Source organism: Flavobacterium ginsengisoli (assembly GCF_029625315.1).
GTDB lineage: Bacteria > Bacteroidota > Bacteroidia > Flavobacteriales > Flavobacteriaceae > Flavobacterium > Flavobacterium ginsengisoli.
The window spans coordinates 1,244,256-1,259,972 of record NZ_CP121110.1 but is presented as its reverse complement, the minus strand read 5'-3'; the positions used below and the strand labels follow the sequence as shown (position 1 = coordinate 1,259,972).

The 15,717-nt window shown below is 34.8% G+C and carries 17 protein-coding genes; 2 read left to right on the top strand and 15 right to left on the bottom strand.

Annotated features, from left to right (window positions below; translation table 11 throughout):
* Window positions 1-51: 51 nt before the first annotated feature.
* Window positions 52-411, bottom strand: a complete 360-nt coding sequence (locus tag P5P87_RS05760) for a hypothetical protein (RefSeq protein ID WP_198855911.1) — start codon at window positions 409-411, stop codon at window positions 52-54.
* 339 nt (window positions 412-750) lie between these two features.
* Between P5P87_RS05760 and P5P87_RS05755 the strand changes: the two genes are divergently transcribed.
* The gene (locus tag P5P87_RS05755) at window positions 751-1,011 is read left to right on the top strand and encodes a hypothetical protein (RefSeq protein WP_278021878.1); all 261 of its coding nucleotides are present in this window, start codon (window positions 751-753) and stop codon (window positions 1,009-1,011) included.
* Window positions 1,012-1,151: 140 nt separating this feature from the next.
* On the opposite strand, the gene P5P87_RS05750 is transcribed toward P5P87_RS05755, so the two are convergent.
* The 5 genes from P5P87_RS05750 to gndA form a co-directional block, all read right to left on the bottom strand.
* Entirely contained in the window at window positions 1,152-1,808 is a 657-nt protein-coding gene (locus P5P87_RS05750) for a tetratricopeptide repeat protein (RefSeq protein WP_278021877.1), read from the bottom strand.
* Window positions 1,801-2,616 (bottom strand): hypothetical protein, encoded by an 816-nt coding sequence (locus tag P5P87_RS05745; RefSeq protein WP_278021876.1) that lies wholly within the window; start codon window positions 2,614-2,616, stop codon window positions 1,801-1,803. Before P5P87_RS05745 ends, P5P87_RS05750 begins: the two co-directional genes overlap by 8 nt.
* A 590-nt stretch (window positions 2,617-3,206) precedes the next feature.
* Window positions 3,207-3,923 carry a 6-phosphogluconolactonase gene (pgl, locus tag P5P87_RS05740; RefSeq protein WP_278021875.1) on the bottom strand — a complete coding sequence of 239 codons (717 nt, stop codon included), beginning with the start codon at window positions 3,921-3,923 and terminating at the stop codon, window positions 3,207-3,209.
* A complete protein-coding gene (gene zwf, locus P5P87_RS05735) occupies window positions 3,907-5,436 on the bottom strand; it encodes a glucose-6-phosphate dehydrogenase (protein WP_278021874.1) in 1,530 nt (509 codons plus the stop codon). Before zwf ends, pgl begins: the two co-directional genes overlap by 17 nt.
* A 30-nt stretch (window positions 5,437-5,466) precedes the next feature.
* Entirely contained in the window at window positions 5,467-6,876 is a 1,410-nt protein-coding gene (gndA, locus tag P5P87_RS05730; protein ID WP_278021873.1) for an NADP-dependent phosphogluconate dehydrogenase, read from the bottom strand.
* Between the two features lie 435 nt (window positions 6,877-7,311).
* Here gndA and P5P87_RS05725 point away from each other — a divergent pair, with 435 nt between their 5' ends.
* A complete protein-coding gene (locus tag P5P87_RS05725) occupies window positions 7,312-9,072 on the top strand; it encodes a hypothetical protein (RefSeq protein WP_278021872.1) in 1,761 nt (586 codons plus the stop codon).
* Window positions 9,073-9,172: 100 nt separating this feature from the next.
* On the opposite strand, the gene P5P87_RS05720 is transcribed toward P5P87_RS05725, so the two are convergent.
* The 9 genes from P5P87_RS05720 to P5P87_RS05680 all read right to left on the bottom strand — a co-directional run bounded on the left by P5P87_RS05720 (window position 9,173) and on the right by P5P87_RS05680 (window position 15,509).
* Window positions 9,173-9,961, bottom strand: coding sequence for a calcium:cation antiporter (locus tag P5P87_RS05720; protein ID WP_340696658.1), 789 nt, complete (start codon window positions 9,959-9,961; stop codon window positions 9,173-9,175).
* 1,182 nt (window positions 9,962-11,143) lie between these two features.
* Window positions 11,144-11,479, bottom strand: a complete 336-nt coding sequence (locus P5P87_RS05715; RefSeq protein WP_248726574.1) for a winged helix-turn-helix transcriptional regulator — start codon at window positions 11,477-11,479, stop codon at window positions 11,144-11,146.
* 94 nt (window positions 11,480-11,573) lie between these two features.
* Window positions 11,574-11,978, bottom strand: a complete 405-nt coding sequence (locus P5P87_RS05710; protein WP_278021871.1) for a response regulator — start codon at window positions 11,976-11,978, stop codon at window positions 11,574-11,576.
* 1 nt (window position 11,979) lies between these two features.
* Window positions 11,980-12,273, bottom strand: coding sequence for a sensor histidine kinase (locus P5P87_RS05705; protein WP_340696687.1), 294 nt, complete (start codon window positions 12,271-12,273; stop codon window positions 11,980-11,982).
* Window positions 12,261-13,232, bottom strand: coding sequence for a sensor histidine kinase (locus P5P87_RS05700; protein ID WP_278021870.1), 972 nt, complete (start codon window positions 13,230-13,232; stop codon window positions 12,261-12,263). Before P5P87_RS05700 ends, P5P87_RS05705 begins: the two co-directional genes overlap by 13 nt.
* 1 nt (window position 13,233) lies before the next feature.
* A complete protein-coding gene (locus P5P87_RS05695) occupies window positions 13,234-13,533 on the bottom strand; it encodes a circadian clock KaiB family protein (protein WP_278021869.1) in 300 nt (99 codons plus the stop codon).
* 2 nt (window positions 13,534-13,535) lie between these two features.
* Window positions 13,536-13,829, bottom strand: coding sequence for a circadian clock KaiB family protein (locus P5P87_RS05690; protein WP_095927489.1), 294 nt, complete (start codon window positions 13,827-13,829; stop codon window positions 13,536-13,538).
* Window positions 13,830-13,834: 5 nt separating this feature from the next.
* Window positions 13,835-15,364, bottom strand: a complete 1,530-nt coding sequence (gene kaiC, locus P5P87_RS05685) for a circadian clock protein KaiC (RefSeq protein WP_278021868.1) — start codon at window positions 15,362-15,364, stop codon at window positions 13,835-13,837.
* A 7-nt stretch (window positions 15,365-15,371) separates the two neighbouring features.
* Window positions 15,372-15,509 carry a hypothetical protein gene (locus tag P5P87_RS05680; protein ID WP_278021867.1) on the bottom strand — a complete coding sequence of 46 codons (138 nt, stop codon included), beginning with the start codon at window positions 15,507-15,509 and terminating at the stop codon, window positions 15,372-15,374.
* Window positions 15,510-15,717: the final 208 nt, after the last annotated feature.

Below are 15,717 nucleotides of genomic sequence, written 5' to 3'. Positions count from 1 at the left end.
TGAGGTATTTTTCTAGAATACTAGAATATAAAAACAACGAAATACATCAGTCTAGAATAACTGGTACAAATGTAAGTGGGGATGTCTTTCAATATGGTATATTGAAGCGATACCATAGATTAAGCTTTCTTTATAAAGCTTGAAGTTGACTAAATTACTGAAATAAGGAGCTTTGATCGTACTTTGTTCTAAAGTAGTCGCTCTGCATTTCATTTTCTTTTTGAGCTTATAATGAACTTCTAGATTTTTAGAAGAAGAAAAGTCAGAAGAAAAAATCTGCGTGTCGTCTGCCGCAACACTGTCTAAGGTAATGCAACTGCTAGTGCTTAAAATCGGCTGATACGTTTCGGTGCCTCTAAAAAAAGAAAGCAACGATAGTAAAACGACATATATGAACTTTGCAGGTTTCATTTACAGTACAGCAGATTATATAATTTTGTTCCTTAAAAGGAGGGAATATATTTGTTTAAAGTGCGCCAAATATAGTAATTTGAAAAGTAAGGTTTCTTAATTTTTTTCTAAAAACTGAGAAAATTAAAAATTTGATAATATTTGAACTTGGTTTTTAGAGTTTTGATATTTATTGAGATTTGTATTAAAAAGTTATTGTTTCTGTGCTACTTTTATAGAACTAATTAAAAAACAATTAAATATGTCAAATCAATTTGAACCAATAATAGAAAAGGCTTACAATGCTTTTAACGAAAGAAATATAGCTAATTGTTTATCTACAATGCAAGATGATGTACAATGGTCAAAAGCTTGGGAAGGTGTTATATTAGTGGTCATGATGAAATTCGAGAATATTGGACAAGACAATGGACAGAAATTAATCCGAAAGTTTTGCCAGTTGGTTTTGATGAAAGAGAAAATGGAAGTTTAGAAGTAAAAGTTCGCCAAACTGTAAAGGATCTTCAAGGTAATTTGATGTTTGACGGATTTGTAAAGCATATTTATACTTTTCAAGACGGATTGATTAAAACGATGGATATTGAGTTAATTGAGAATTAATTATTTCCGTGCTCTGCAAAGACTTCCAAACTTGAATTAAAGAGCTACGCAAATATCTCTGACTTTATGCAATTTTTTTGCCTTATAAATGATAAACCTAGTGACCTGATTTTTCATGATAAAAACATTAAAATTAAAAATCATTCCAAAATACTAGAAGAATCCTTAATCTCAAAATCAGCATATTGCCAAGCATCATCAAAAGAGGTTTTGATTTTTAAAGCCTCTTTTTCTTTCTTCTGTGACGATAAAGCATTATAAAGTCCGATTAAGGCGAAGCCGTTTTTTGGAAGCGTTTGTAAATCTTGTTTGTAGACTTTTTCAGCTTCGGCGTATTTTCCAGCTTTCAGTAAAACTGTTCCTAAAGAATGTCTAACGGAGAAAAACCAATCTGGTGGTTCGTTGTAATTTAATTGGTCTTCAATTGTTATTGCTTGGTTTAAAAGAACAATTGCTTTATCCAAATTATTCTTTTTGGCTTCAACTCCTGCTGAAAGCACATTGGTTGCAATCTGAACAAGATCATAAGTGGTATTGATATTCCAAATGGTAACCTCTTTTAAGGTTTTGTCTTTGGCTAATTGGTTCAGAGAAGCAAGCTGTTTTTCGGCATTGGCAATATCATTTTTCCCGAGATACGCCATTCCTCTTGCGTAATGCCAAATCGCATTTGGATATACAAGGTCTTTTTCAGGTTGTGGAATCTCCATAATTTTATCCCACATCGAAAATTTTACAGCGATATAATACGGAATGCTATAATAATGCTGTAAAGTTCCCCAGCCAGCTTCACGCATGATTTTGGGAGACATAAGTCTGCTGTAATATTTGTGCCGATTCCCAAGTCAATTTTGAATTTCCTTCTAAAGCCGCTGTAGCCACCAAAAAATGATAATTGTGTGGATAATAGGAGAGAGGATAAGCGCCTTGTGCATGGCAGGCAGTTGTATACAAACTATCAATTTTAACCGCTTCAATGTTTGAAAGTGTGCCTTGATGATAATCTCCTGTGCGAATGTAAATATGAGATGGCATGTGAACTAAATGTCCCGATCCTGGAACTAAAGTTTCTAGTAATTTAGCACTTTTAAGTCCGTTTTCTGGATGTGCAGAAGCTTCAACCGCATGAACCAAAAAATGATGAGCGCCAGGATGCTTCGGATTTTTTTTGATCAATTCGTTTAAAACAGCGAGTATTTCTGGAGTCCATTTTTTAGGTATTCCAGTACCTTTTTCATATAGATCCCACGGATGGAGATTCATTTGAGATTCGGCGTAAAGCGCGCCAATATCGGGATAAGAAGAGAATTTAGCATATACTTTTTTCATAGCTTCAGCATAAACAATATCAAGCGGTTTTCTGTCTGTTGGAGGTTTGGCGGCGTATCTAACAGTTAGTGCATCGATTAAGGCAATTTCTTGAGGTGTACAGTTGGAAGAGAGTTGTTTAGCCTTTTGAGCCGCATCATATGCCCTTTGAAAATTATCTTCTTCCATTCCCGCATTGTAATTCGGACCTAAAACATACGCAAATCCCCAATATGCCATGGCGCAATTCGGATCTAAACGCGAAGCTTCATAAAATGATCTTGCTCGCTTCGGCATGATTGAATCCGTACGCCAACATCATTCCCTGATTAAAGTATTCCTGGGCTTCGGGATTATTGGTTGTAATTTTAAAATTCACACCATCAAGACCTCTAAACTTAGGCGCTTTTTGGTTTTGAGTGTACCAATCTTTATCGTTCGTCTTCGGAATATAACATCCTTGCGAAGCGCTGACTTTAACTGATTTGGGTTCGGTGTTTTTTTCTTTACAGGAAATAAAAAGAAAAAAACAGCAATTAGAAAGTAATTATATTTCATTGCAAAATGGATTTGAAATTATATAATCAGTGTTAAAGCTCAAAAGAATAAAAATGATGCTTATATTATAATAGTTTTGATACGGAGAGTATTAAGCAAAATTAAATAAAAAAGAAATAGGTTTTTTGTAAATATTTGTTTTTCAGTGCTTTGTGATTAATTTTGAATTGCTTTGAGCATATAGTTCTCCCGCAGATTTAGCAGATTCAGCAGATTTTTTTAATTATAATATCTGCCAAATCTGCAAGATCTGCGAGAGAAAAAAATCAAAAAATAAGGTCTACACTTTTCAGCATAGACCTTAAATTATTATGGAAATAAATACTTTATTAGTTTGTTCCAGCAACAACTTTATCCACCAAAAACAATAATTCACCAGAAACTGGTTTAATCAATTGCATTGGATATAATGTTGGATTGTATTCGCCAGTTGTAACTTCTTTCAAAGCGTGAACTTTCTTTTCTCCAAAAGCCACAACCACAATTTTTTCTGCTTTATTGATTAGTGGAGCAGTAAGCGTAATTCTATACATTTTTTGTGGAGCTAAATAATAAGCATCAACCCATTTAGTTTGCTCTTCTAGAACCGCTTCACCAGGGAAAAGAGAAGCCGTATGTCCGTCGTCTCCCATTCCTAAGAGAATCAAGTCAAATTTACCTTCTTCGCCTAAAACTGTTCTGATAGATTTTTCGTATTCAGCTGCATATTCTTCTGGTGTAACGCCATCTTTGTACATTTCAAAAATGTTTTCTTGCGGAATAGGAACGTGGCTCAATAAAGTGGAGTAAGACATTTTAGCATTGCTCAAATCATCGTTAAGCGGAACCCATCTTTCGTCACCCCAAAAAATATAAACTTTACTCCAGTCTATTTTGTTTTTGTAAGCATCAGAAGCTAATAATTTGTAAATCCCAGCAGGAGAAGAACCTCCTGTAAGTACAGCTGTAAACTTGCCTTTTGCCGCAATTGCTTTTTGAGCCGATTCTACAAAAAGATCTGCTGCTGTAGTATTAATTTCTTCTGTGTTATTATAAATCTGTATCATTTAAAACTTCTTCTTTTGTTTGTGTATTCGGAATCCATTTGTGGCCTTGGCGCGCCAACAATTCATCAGCTTCTTCAGGTCCCCAGCTTCCCGCTTTGTAATTTGGGAAATTCTTTGGAGCAGTTGTTTTCCAAACTTGCTGAATCGTATCAATTGCGTCCCAAGCTTCTTCCACTTGATCCCAACGCATAAATAGAGTAGGATCTCCTAGTAATGCATCTGCAATCAACGTTTCGTATGCTTCTGGCGACATTGTTGAGCAAGCAAAATAATCGAAAACCATTTCAGCAGGTCTTAAAGACATTGATAAACCTGGTTTTTTTGTCATAAATTGCAGTTTAATGTCCATTGAAGGTTGAATATTGATAATCAGTCTATTTGGTGTCATGCCTTCTTTTCCATAAGAAAATGAAGAATGCGGAACGGGTTTAAACTGAATGATGATCGAAGATTGTTTTTCTTCCATTCTTTTTCCTGAACGTAAATAGAACGGAATTCCTTGCCATCTCCAGTTGTCCAAATAAATTTTCATTGCTACATAAGTCTCTGTATTAGAATCTGGCGCAATGCCTTTGTCTTGACGGTAACCTGGAACTGGAACACCTTTTATTTCTCCAGCATCGTATTGGCCTCTTACAATATAATGATCAACTTCGTCTGGTTTGATTCGGCGAATCGATTTTAAGACATCTGCTTTACGATTACGAATGTCATCAGCATTTAAAGAAGCAGGAGCTTCCATAGCTGTCATACATAAAATCTGAAGCAAGTGGTTTTGAATCATATCTTTAAGTGCGCCAACACCTTCGTAGAATCCGCCGCGTTCTTCAACGCCCACTTCTTCTGCAACGGTAATTTGCACGAAATCAATAAAATTACGGCTCCATAAAGGCTCAAACATTGAGTTTCCAAAACGGAAAGCTAAAATATTCTGAACCGTTTCTTTTCCTAAATAATGATCGATTCTGTAAATCTGCTCTTCTTTGAAAGTCTGTGAAAGCATTTCATTCAACTCAATTGCAGAAGCTTTATCGTAACCAAAAGGTTTTTCAATTATAATACGATCTTGTTTTGGATTTGCCGCCAGACCAATTTTCTTGATATTGCTCGAAATTGTCGAAATGAAAGAAGGCGTAATCGAAAGATAGAAAAGACGATTAGCTCGTTCGCCAAAAGCCAAGTCAAAATTGTTTATTTTTTCGTTCAATCCGATATACGATTCTTCTTTGTCAATATCAAGACTGTGGTAAGTGATGTGAGAAAGAAATTTTTCTGTTTCTGGGTCATCAATTCCTTTTCTTCTTGAGAATAGATTTAGATTTTCTGCTACATAAGCGCGAAAATCTTCATTGGTTTTTTCAGCTCTTCCAAGAGCAATAATCTGAAACTTTTCAGACATGCGTCCGTCAAGGTACAGATTTTGAAAAGCGGGGAATAGCTTTCTCTTCGCTAGATCTCCAGTTCCTCCAAAAATTACTATAATTGTCGGATTCTTTAGTTTATTTTTAGTCATTGTGTGGTGTAGTTGTGTTGCTTTAATTATTTACTCAGCCCATTGAGTATGGAAAACGCCTTCTTTATCGATACGCTCGTAAGTATGCGCTCCAAAATAATCACGTTGTGCCTGAATTAAATTGGTCGGAAGATTAGCAGAACGGTAAGCATCAAAATAAGCCAATGAATTCATTAATCCTGAAACTGGTAATCCTTTTTGAACTGCAAATTGAATAACCGCTCTCATTCCTGATTGGTTTTCTACTAATTTTGAAGCGATTCCGCTATCTAAAAGTAAATTTGGCAAATCTGTTTTGGCAACATATGCTTTTCTGAAATCTTCTAAAATTGTCGCACGAATGATACATCCGCCACGCCAGATTTTAGCAACTGTTTCTAAATTTAATCCGTAGTTATATTCTTTAGAAGCTGTGTGAAGCTGAGCTAAACCTTGCGCATAAGTCACAACGATAGAAAAGAATAAAGCCGATTTTAAAGAAGCAATTGCTTCGTTTTGAGAAACATTTGTTTCATCAGCGTTCCAAACTAATTTCTTAGCCGCTTCAATTCTTTCTGGTTTGGTTTTAGACATATCGCGCATGTTCACTGCCGCGTCAATTGTCGGAACTGGAACTTGTAAATCCATTGCATTTTGCGATGTCCATTTCCCTGTTCCTTTAGATCTTGCCCAATCCGAGATTTTGTTGATTAATTGCGTTCCGTCTTCATCTTTTTGTTTTAAGATATTTCCAGTAATTTCAATCAAATACGATCTTAAATCATCAGTTTGATTCCATTCAGCAAAAGTTTTCTGAATCGTTTCGTCGTCCAAGTTATAACCTCTTTTCATTAAGTCATAAATCTCAGAAATCAACTGCATGATTCCGTATTCGATTCCGTTGTGCACCATTTTTACGTAGTTTCCAGCAGAACCATTTCCTAAATATTCCACGCAAGGTTCGCCATCTACTTTTGCTGCAATTGCTTCAAAAATAGGACGTAATCTTTCATAAGCTTTCTGATCTCCTCCTGGCATCATTGCAGGACCGAAACGAGCACCTTTTTCACCGCCCGAAATTCCCATCCCAAAGAAGTGGATTCCTTTTTCAGACAATTCAATAAATCTTCTGTCAGTATCAGTAAAATAAGTGTTTCCACCATCGATTATGATATCTCCTTTATCTAAATGAGGAAGTAAACTAGCAATTGCGCTGTCAACTGGTTTTCCCGCAGGAACCAATAGCATAATCGCTCTTGGCTGTTGAATAAGTTCTACAAAATGCTTTACATCTGTAGTCGCTTCGATAGTATGATCAGGAGCAGCTTCTTGTTGAAGTGAGTTGACTTTTTCGGTATCTAAGTCTAAACCTGCAGCCGCGAAGTTGTGGCTAGCGATATTTAAAAGTAGGTTACGGCCCATTACACCAAGTCCTACAATTCCAAAATCAAATTTGTTCATAGTTTTCAATTAACTAAATTATTAGAAAGCTGTTTTTTGCAGAAAAAAGCACGAAAAAGCACAGTAATGTTTTTTAGTTCAATGTTTTGCAGAAAAACAATGGTTATTTTAATTTTTTTACATTCAAAATGCAGACCGCTAAGTTAGGCAAAAATGCTGAAAAAGGAGGTGTAAAATAGTTCACTTTTGGTCTTTATTGTGATACTTTTTATGTGTAAAAATTACGCTTATTATTCCTGTTTTCCAACTAAATCGTTATAATACTGGTAATGTCATTTGCAGACACTTTATATTAGAAGCAGCTTCATGTTAGTAAGAAAAAAGGAATAAAAAATTATAAAAATGTTTATTGAAAATATAGGAATTAAGGTATTTTTGAAAACCCAATCATTGAATCCAAAATTTAATCCAATAAATTATTAGTTCCCGTTTTATATGCCAAGTAACACAAAGCTTGTTTTTAGAGTCATTTTCTTGATCATTTCAAGTGTCTTTTTTAAGGTAAATGCTCAGTCAATATTAGAAAACGAAATATCTGTTCATGCAGACAAGAAGCCATTAAGCAATGTTTTGGACTTAATGGAAGAAAAAGGAAGTTTTAGATTTGCTTATTATGGCAAACTGGCGGTAAAAGATAGTATCGTTAGCATTGATGCTGATAATACTACTATAAAAGGAGTTCTGGATCAGTTACTAGGTGCTAAATATGAATTTAAAGAATCGCCAGGATTTGTTATTGTTCGTTATGCGCCTTTAGAACTTGCTCTTGTGTTAGAAAAAAACACTGTTATGAGTGACGGACAGCAAATTGTAATTGGTTATATTGTAGATACACAAACCAATAATCGTATTCAAAATGTGAGTGTATTAGAGAAGAATGCACTAGTGTCTACCTTAACCAATAAAGATGGTTTTTTTGAACTTCGATTAAAAAATGCACCTCAAGCTATAGAACTTACAGCGGTTAAGGAGAATTATAAAACGGTAACGATGGTATTTCTTTCTGAAATTAAAATTCAGATGGGGGACAAAAAAAATAAAACAGATTATATTGATGGAGATTTCTCTGAAATTGAAAGATCAGGAATTGGCCGTTTCTTTATTTCTTCCAAACAAAAAATACAAGCGCTCAATCTAGGAGGATTTATTTCTAAGGTTCCTTTGCAGGCTTCTTTAATTCCGAGTATCAGCACTCGAGGAATGCTGAATACGCAGATTGTCAATAATTTTTCGCTAAATATATTAGGAGGTTATAATGCTGGAGTTCGCGGACTTGAAATGGCAGGGCTTTACAACATTAATCGTATGAATGTGGATGCGCTTCAAATAGCCGGAATATTTAATACCGTTGGAGGATCTGTAAACGGAGTTCAGTTAGCGGGAATCTATAATAATGTTTTTGGCAATTTAAGAGGATTGCAAGTAAGTGGTATTCATAATAGTGTGAAAGGTTCACAAGTCGGTTTGCAAATGGGCGGTATCTATAACAATGTATATAAAGATTCTAAAGGACTTCAAATTGCAGGAATTGGTAATACAGTAAAGGGTTCGCAAAACGGATTACAGCTTTCGGGAATTTACAATATTGGAAAAGATACCGTGCGAGGTGCTCAAATTACAGGTCTTTTTAATTATGCCAAAGAATTACATGGAGTCCAATTTGGATTGGTCAACATTACAGATTCACCCTCTGGTTATAGTTTTGGTTTATTAAACTTTAAAAAAGGCGGTTATAAAAAAATCAGCATAACGAGCAACGAAATTTCAGATATAAATCTTGCCGTAAAAACAGGAGATCATAAAATGTATACCATTTTAATGGCGGGAAGAAGCGATAGAACCGATGAAGAAAAACTGTTTTCTTTCGGAATTGGACTAGGAAAGAACATTCCGTTAGGGAAACGCTTCACTTTTAATCCCGAATTTAGCACGCAGTATCTATATTTAGGAAATTGGGACATTTATAATTCCTTATCTAAATTTGATTCCTCTTTTTCTTTTCAATTGTGTAAAGGTGTAGCAATATCTGCAGGACCTTCTTTAAATTTTTATTGGTCTGAGAAACAAGATAAATACGGTAATGCAAACACTTCTACATTTGTTCAGGATCGTACCAAACGCTATACTATAATCAACAATAATAACAAAGACATTCTCGGATGGATTGGATGGAGTTTTGGATTGACACTGTTTTAAAAAATGATAAAAAAAGCCTGTAAATATTAATTTTACAGTTTAGAGTCGCCAGGAATCGAATCCGAGTATACATTTAAGCATCTAAAATTAATTAGAAAGCTTAAGGATAAATCATCAAAAACATATAAGCAAACAAATTTACTAAAAGCACAACACCGTAAACGATATTCGATTTTCCTTTGCTAAGAGAAAGCATTACCGTAAAAACAGACAGTGCCAAAAGAACAATAGATTTAATATCAAGCCCTAAAACAATAGGAATTCCCAATAAGATACAAACGAGCGCAACAGTTGGAATAGTTAAACCAATACTGGCAAGTGCAGAACCTAAAGCTAGGTTTAAACTCGTTTGCAATCTGTTCTTTTTGGCGACAATTATCGCTGCGATCGCTTCTGGCAATAAAATGATGATGGCGATTATAACCCCAACCAAAGATTTTGGAAGATTGTGACTTATAATAATAGTTTCAATAGTAGGTGAGAGGGTTTTGGCTAGTAAGACAACAATTCCTAAACTCACCAATAAAAAAAATAGGCTAGTGTAAAATGTTTTATTATTAATTTCAATTGGATGTGTTTTAGATTCGTCTTCGTTTGTAGTATTGGTTAGAAAATATTGGCGATATCCTTTGGTTTGTGCAAACAAAAAAGAACCGTAAATAATCAGACAGGCAATCGAAGCAAAAATGAGTTGAGGGGTTGAATAATAAGAACCGTGGACACTTTCTGTAAATGTTGGAAACACTAAAGTAAATACAATAATCGAAATTAGCGAAACCAAACCAATGGTTACCGAAGAAGGAGAGAAATTCTGTTCGTAATGTTTGATGCTTCCAATAAGAAGACACAAACCTATAATTCCATTTAAGATAAGCATAGTTGCGAGCATAAACCGTATCTCTGGCCAAAGAAGCGGCTTCTGAACCTTCTGAAAGCATTAAAGAAACAATAATAGAAACTTCAATTACAGTGATTGAAATAGCCAAAATAATAGTTCCGTAAGGCTCTCCAACACGTTCGGCAATAATTTCTGAATGATGTACAGCCGACATCACACTTAGAATAAGCAGAATACTTGCAACGATTTGAAAAATAGTGCTGTTTTCTATAAGTCCGCTAAATAGGAGCGCCCATGACAGAATCGGAATTATAATGGTCCACTGTAATAATTGTTTCATTTTTTATAGTTTTTAGAATAATAGGACAAAAGAGCAGGCATTTGCTTTTTTGTAAGATAGAACTTTTATAACTAAAAATGATAAAAAAAGGCAGTTTTAAGCACTTTTTAAGTTTATTTGAACATATTTCGACTCAAAAAACAGATTTTTGACTAAATAAAATTACAGCTTTATTTAAGAATTTTGAATGATTTCTTTCGTTGCGATTTTCTAAATTGTCTAAACTTTGTCAAAGTTTCGAACTTTGACAAAGTTGGCTTCGTGTTTAAACAATTTTAGCGTTTCTCTATTTTTTCTCTCGCAGATTCAGCTGATAAAGCAGATTTTTTTAATTTGTATAATCTGTGAAATCTGCAAAATCTGCGAGAGAATATTTTAAGAATTTCGGATAATCTCCTTTCAATGCGATTGTCTAAACTTTGTCAAAGTTGACTTCGTGTTTCAAACAATTTTAGCGATTCTCTATTTTTTCTCTCGCAGATTCAACTGATAAAGCAGATTTTTTTAATTTGTATAATCTGCAAAATCTGCGAGAGAATATTTTAAGAATTTCGAATAATCTCCTTTCGATGCGATTGTCTAAACTTTGTCAAAGTTGACTTCGTGTTTCAAATAATTTTAGCGTTTCTCTATTTTTTCTCTCGCAAATTCAGCTGATAAAGCAGATTTTTTTAATTTGTATAATCTGCAAAATCTGCAAAATCTGCGGGAGAATATTTTAAGAATTTCGAATAATCCCCTTTCGTTGCGATTGTCTAAACTTTGTCAAAGTTGACTTCGTGTTTAAATAATTTTAGCGTTTCTCTATTTTTTCTCTCGCAGATTCAGCTGATAAAGCAGATTTTTTTAATTTGTATAATTTACGAAATCTGCAAAATCTGCGAGAGAATATTTTAAGAATTTCGAATAATCTCCTTTCGATGCGATTTTCCCCATTTGATCATTTCTTCGATTACAGGACCAAAAGATTTGCAATACGGCGTCGATTCGTATTTGACTTGAATTTCGGCATCGCGATCTTCGGTTCTTTTGATCAGCATATTGATCTCCATTTCTTTGAGCTCTCTAGAAAGCATGCGTGTCGTAATTCCTGGAATACTGCGTTCGATTTCTCTGAAACGATGATTTCCGTTGCAGATCGAATTGATGATCGGCAAACGCCATTTTCCGCCCAAAACATGCAACGTGTCCTGAAGCGCTTGTACTTCTTCTTTCTGATTTCTTTCCATAACAAAACAGCATTAGTTTAGAAAATTTACTGGTTACAAAGTTATACCATAAATCTAAAATAATGAAGAAAAAGTTTAAGATTAAACGAGAAATTTAAGCTTCAATAATACTTAAAATAGTTTTCGGAATTTCAGCGAAAGCTTCAAAAGAATAGGGTTTAATTAAGTAGGCTTTTACACCCATATCGTCGCATTTTTCTTTGTAAGAAGGATTAATGCTTGTGGAATAAACAAAACACGGAATATTTTTTAATTCATCGTTGCTAAGAATTTCTTGCAAAGCTTCAATACCGTCAATAATAGGCATATTGATATCGGTAAGAATAACGTCGGGATTTTCGTTCTGATCGTTTTTTAGGTAATTAAGTAGTTCCTCGCCATTGGCAACCAGACTGACTTTGCTAAAATTTGGATTATTGGTAAAAGTTTCTGTAATAACATCTGCATCATCCATGTCATCTTCAGCAATTACGATATGTAAATTATATTTTTCTGGCATTTTATAAGATTGGGAAGTAAAGGTTAAATGTTGTGCCTTTGTTCAATGTGCTTTCAACGGTAATATTTCCAGAATGGTTTTCCATAATCTTTTTACAGATCGCGAGGCCAATACCGTTTCCTGAATATTCGTTTCTGGCATGCAGGCGCTGAAAAATGACAAATATTTTAAGCAAATGGCTTTCTTCCATTCCAATACCGTTGTCTTTTATCTGAACCTTTACAAATTTAGCATTTTGATTTGGTATTTCAGTATCTAAATTTTCTTCCTGCGAAATTTCTATTACAGGAGCGATATCTGTTTTGCTATATTTAATGGCGTTTGAAATAAGGTTAGAAAAAGCTGTCTCATCTGCACTCGAGAAGCCTTAATAATGGGAACTTTTCCCGTTTTGATAACGGCTTTTTTATCAGAAATTATAATTTCAAAATCCTCAATAACTTCCGAAATTATGGTTCTTAAATCTATTTCTGTTCGTTCTTCCTGTGCGGTATGCGAAGAATACTGCACTAAATCATCTACAAGCGAATTTAATCTTAGAGCCGATAATTTCATGACATTTACAGCTTTTGTATCGGCTTCTTTAAAATAGCTTCCGTCAATTCTGCTGGTATTCATTACGATTTTCCGTAGCGGTTCTTTTAAATCGTGCGAGATCACATGAATAAATTCCTCTAGATTACGATTGATTTTATTCAGTTCGTTTATTTTTTCTTCTAATTCTTTCTGATGGCGAATTAAAGCTTCTTCATGCTTTTTCTTTTCGGTCAAATCGGTAATTACAACGCCAATGGCTTCTACAGCGGGTTCCAGATCGGTTAAAGCAATATAAGCTGGAAAAGTCTTTTCATTCTCCGATTTTAAAAGTATTTCATGTTTAGTAATTCCATATCTCAGTGCTTCTATAAGAGAAACAAACTGTGTTTGGTTTGTAAAATACTCATAAATGTACGTTCCTGTTATTTTTTCTGATGGAAGACCGACTAATTTTGAAAATTGCTCATTGCAGTAGAGTATCAATCCATTTCTTGAAATACTCAGCGCGCCCTGACCAAATTTCTCTATAAGAAGACGATACGTATAATCGGCAGTTTCTAGAGAATATAGTTCCGGAACTCCATTACTGCTTACCACAAGCGCATCTACATCTCCCTGTTTTATCGCATTAACAATACTGTTTGATTCATAAAGCTCTTCCTTCAATGATTCAATTTCTGCTAATAAATCGGCTATATTTTTTTTATCTTCCTTCAAACTATTCGCTTATATTAAGTATGTATAATACTTTTTCTTTATCTGATAAATCTCCTAAAATGATTCTTTTAGGTTCTGGCTGTGTTTTGATCAAGGTAGGAATGGCTACAATTTGATGAATCACAGCCTGTTCTTTATCACGGCTGATATCAACAATTTCTAATTCATAATTGTTGGTGAGATGTGTGTCGCAGATTTTGCGTATATTTTCGATTGCATGTCCTGATTTAACAGACATACCTGAAACAAAAAGTGTAAACTTATGTTTGGTTGTACTAGTGCCATCAGATGAATCTTCCATGATTAAGAGTTTATAGGTTTGATGTTAAGTCCTACAAGCACTCTTTCTTCATTAGAAAGGTCACCTATAATTTTACGAATAGGCTCGGGAAATTTACGCACCAAAGTAGGTACGGCCAAAATCTGGTCGCCTTCTGCCAATTGCGGATTCTTCAGCAAATCGATAATCTCGATGCTGTATTTTCCTTTCAAATGCTCTTCTGCGTACTTTTTTATGTTCTCAAGCGCCTTGATCGATTTTGGAGTTTGCCCTGCTATATAAAGCAATAATTGCCATTCGGCTACTTCTTTTTTCATTTTATTTATTTTTTCTTAGAAGATAGTTTTTCCTGCAATTCTTCTGTTGCTTTAAGGATGCTTAGTTCTTCTTCAGCCGATTCAAATTCTGTTCTCAATGCTTCAATATTCGCCTCAAGGACTTTACGTTTACGCTCAATTTCCCTGTCTTTTCGGCTAATTTCGTTTTGAAGCTTAATATCCGACATGGTTTTTTTGAATTGATAGGATTGTCTTGCCGCTCCCGTCAAAATTCCCTGTGGACCTAATTCAACATCTAGCAATTCGATTCCATTACTCGTTATGACAAATTCTCTTACTTGGTTAGAATGTCCCATTCCGCGCGCTTTAATAATAAAAATACCGCGGTTTCTTTCGCCAATTCCTTCCATATCACGAACCGTAATCCAGGTATCTACCAATGAAGAAACCGATTCTTCTGCCAGATCAGGTCTAAAATTATCGGTCTGTTTGTTTAACGACGTAAACATAGCCGTAATATTATTGGCTTTCAGCATATCAATCAATCGAACGAGCATGGAGCGCACTTCGTGTTCGCTTCCTACCGAAATAAGATTGCTGATCGGGTCAATAATAATGGTAGTAGGCTGAAACTCTTTGATTAGTTTTCTAAGCGTAAGCAAATGCAGCTCTAAACCATTTAATGACGGACGAGAAGAATGTATTTGCAAAATGCCTTTTTTGATGTGTTTTTCCAGATCAATTCCGATTGATTTCATGTTGCGCACCAATTGATGCGGTGATTCCTCAAAAGCGAAATAAATGGTTCTTTCGTTCTTTTCACATTGTTCATTAGCAAAATAACAGGCAACTGTCGTTTTAGCCGTTCCTGCAGTTCCCGAAACCAAAATATTGCTTCCTCTGTAGAAACCGCCGCCATGAAACATTTCATTTAGTCCAGGAACACCTGTAGAAATAATGTCTGAGGAAACTTCGTTATCTAATTTTAGAGAAGTAATGGGAAGAACTGAAATTCCGTCTTCGTCAATTAAAAACGGATATTCATTGGTTCCATGTGTTGAACCTCTGTATTTTACAATTCGAAGTCTTCTAGTCGAAACCTGTTCAATTACACGGTGATCGAGAACAATTACGCAGTCTGAAACGTATTCTTCCAGACCTTGACGGGTTAGCGTAGCCTCGCCGCGTTCTCCCGTAATAACGGCAGTTACGCCTTTGGTTTTAAGCCAATGGAATAATCTTCGTAATTCTGCCCGTAAAATGGCCTGATTGTCCAGACCAGAAAACAGCGATTCGATGGTGTCCAATACAACACGAGTGGCTTTTATAGAATCGATAGCATGTCCTAAACGAATAAATAGGCCGTCAAGATCGTATTCGCCCGCTTCCTCAATTTCTGATCTTTCAACGCGAACATGATCTACAACAAGCTTTTTATCTTTTTTAAGCTGTTCAAGGTCAAAGCCTAATGATTTAACATTTAGAGTCAAGTCGTCTGAAGGTTCTTCAAAAGACATGAAAACTCCTGGTTCGTTATGCTCTGTAATTCCTTTTATAAGGAACTGCATAGACAATAAAGTCTTACCGCATCCCGCACCACCGCAGATTAAAGTTTGGTCGTCCTTGCGGAAATCCTCCTTCTGTAATCTCGTCTAATCCGTCAACTCCAGTAGGAGTTTTTGGAAATATAAAACTATGTGATTTTGTTTTTTCTTGCACGATAATAAATTTCTGTATTACTCAAATATACCTTTTTCTGCAGAATTTTCAATGAATTCTAATTAAGATTTAACAGCCGTTTAATGAAGTTTTAAAAATAAATTAAGAAAATTGATTGAAAAAACTAAAGAAATCGAAGTATTTTAACCAAAAAAGTAAAGAATACGAATTCAATATTTAACATAAAAATGAGACTTTTTGCTAAAAC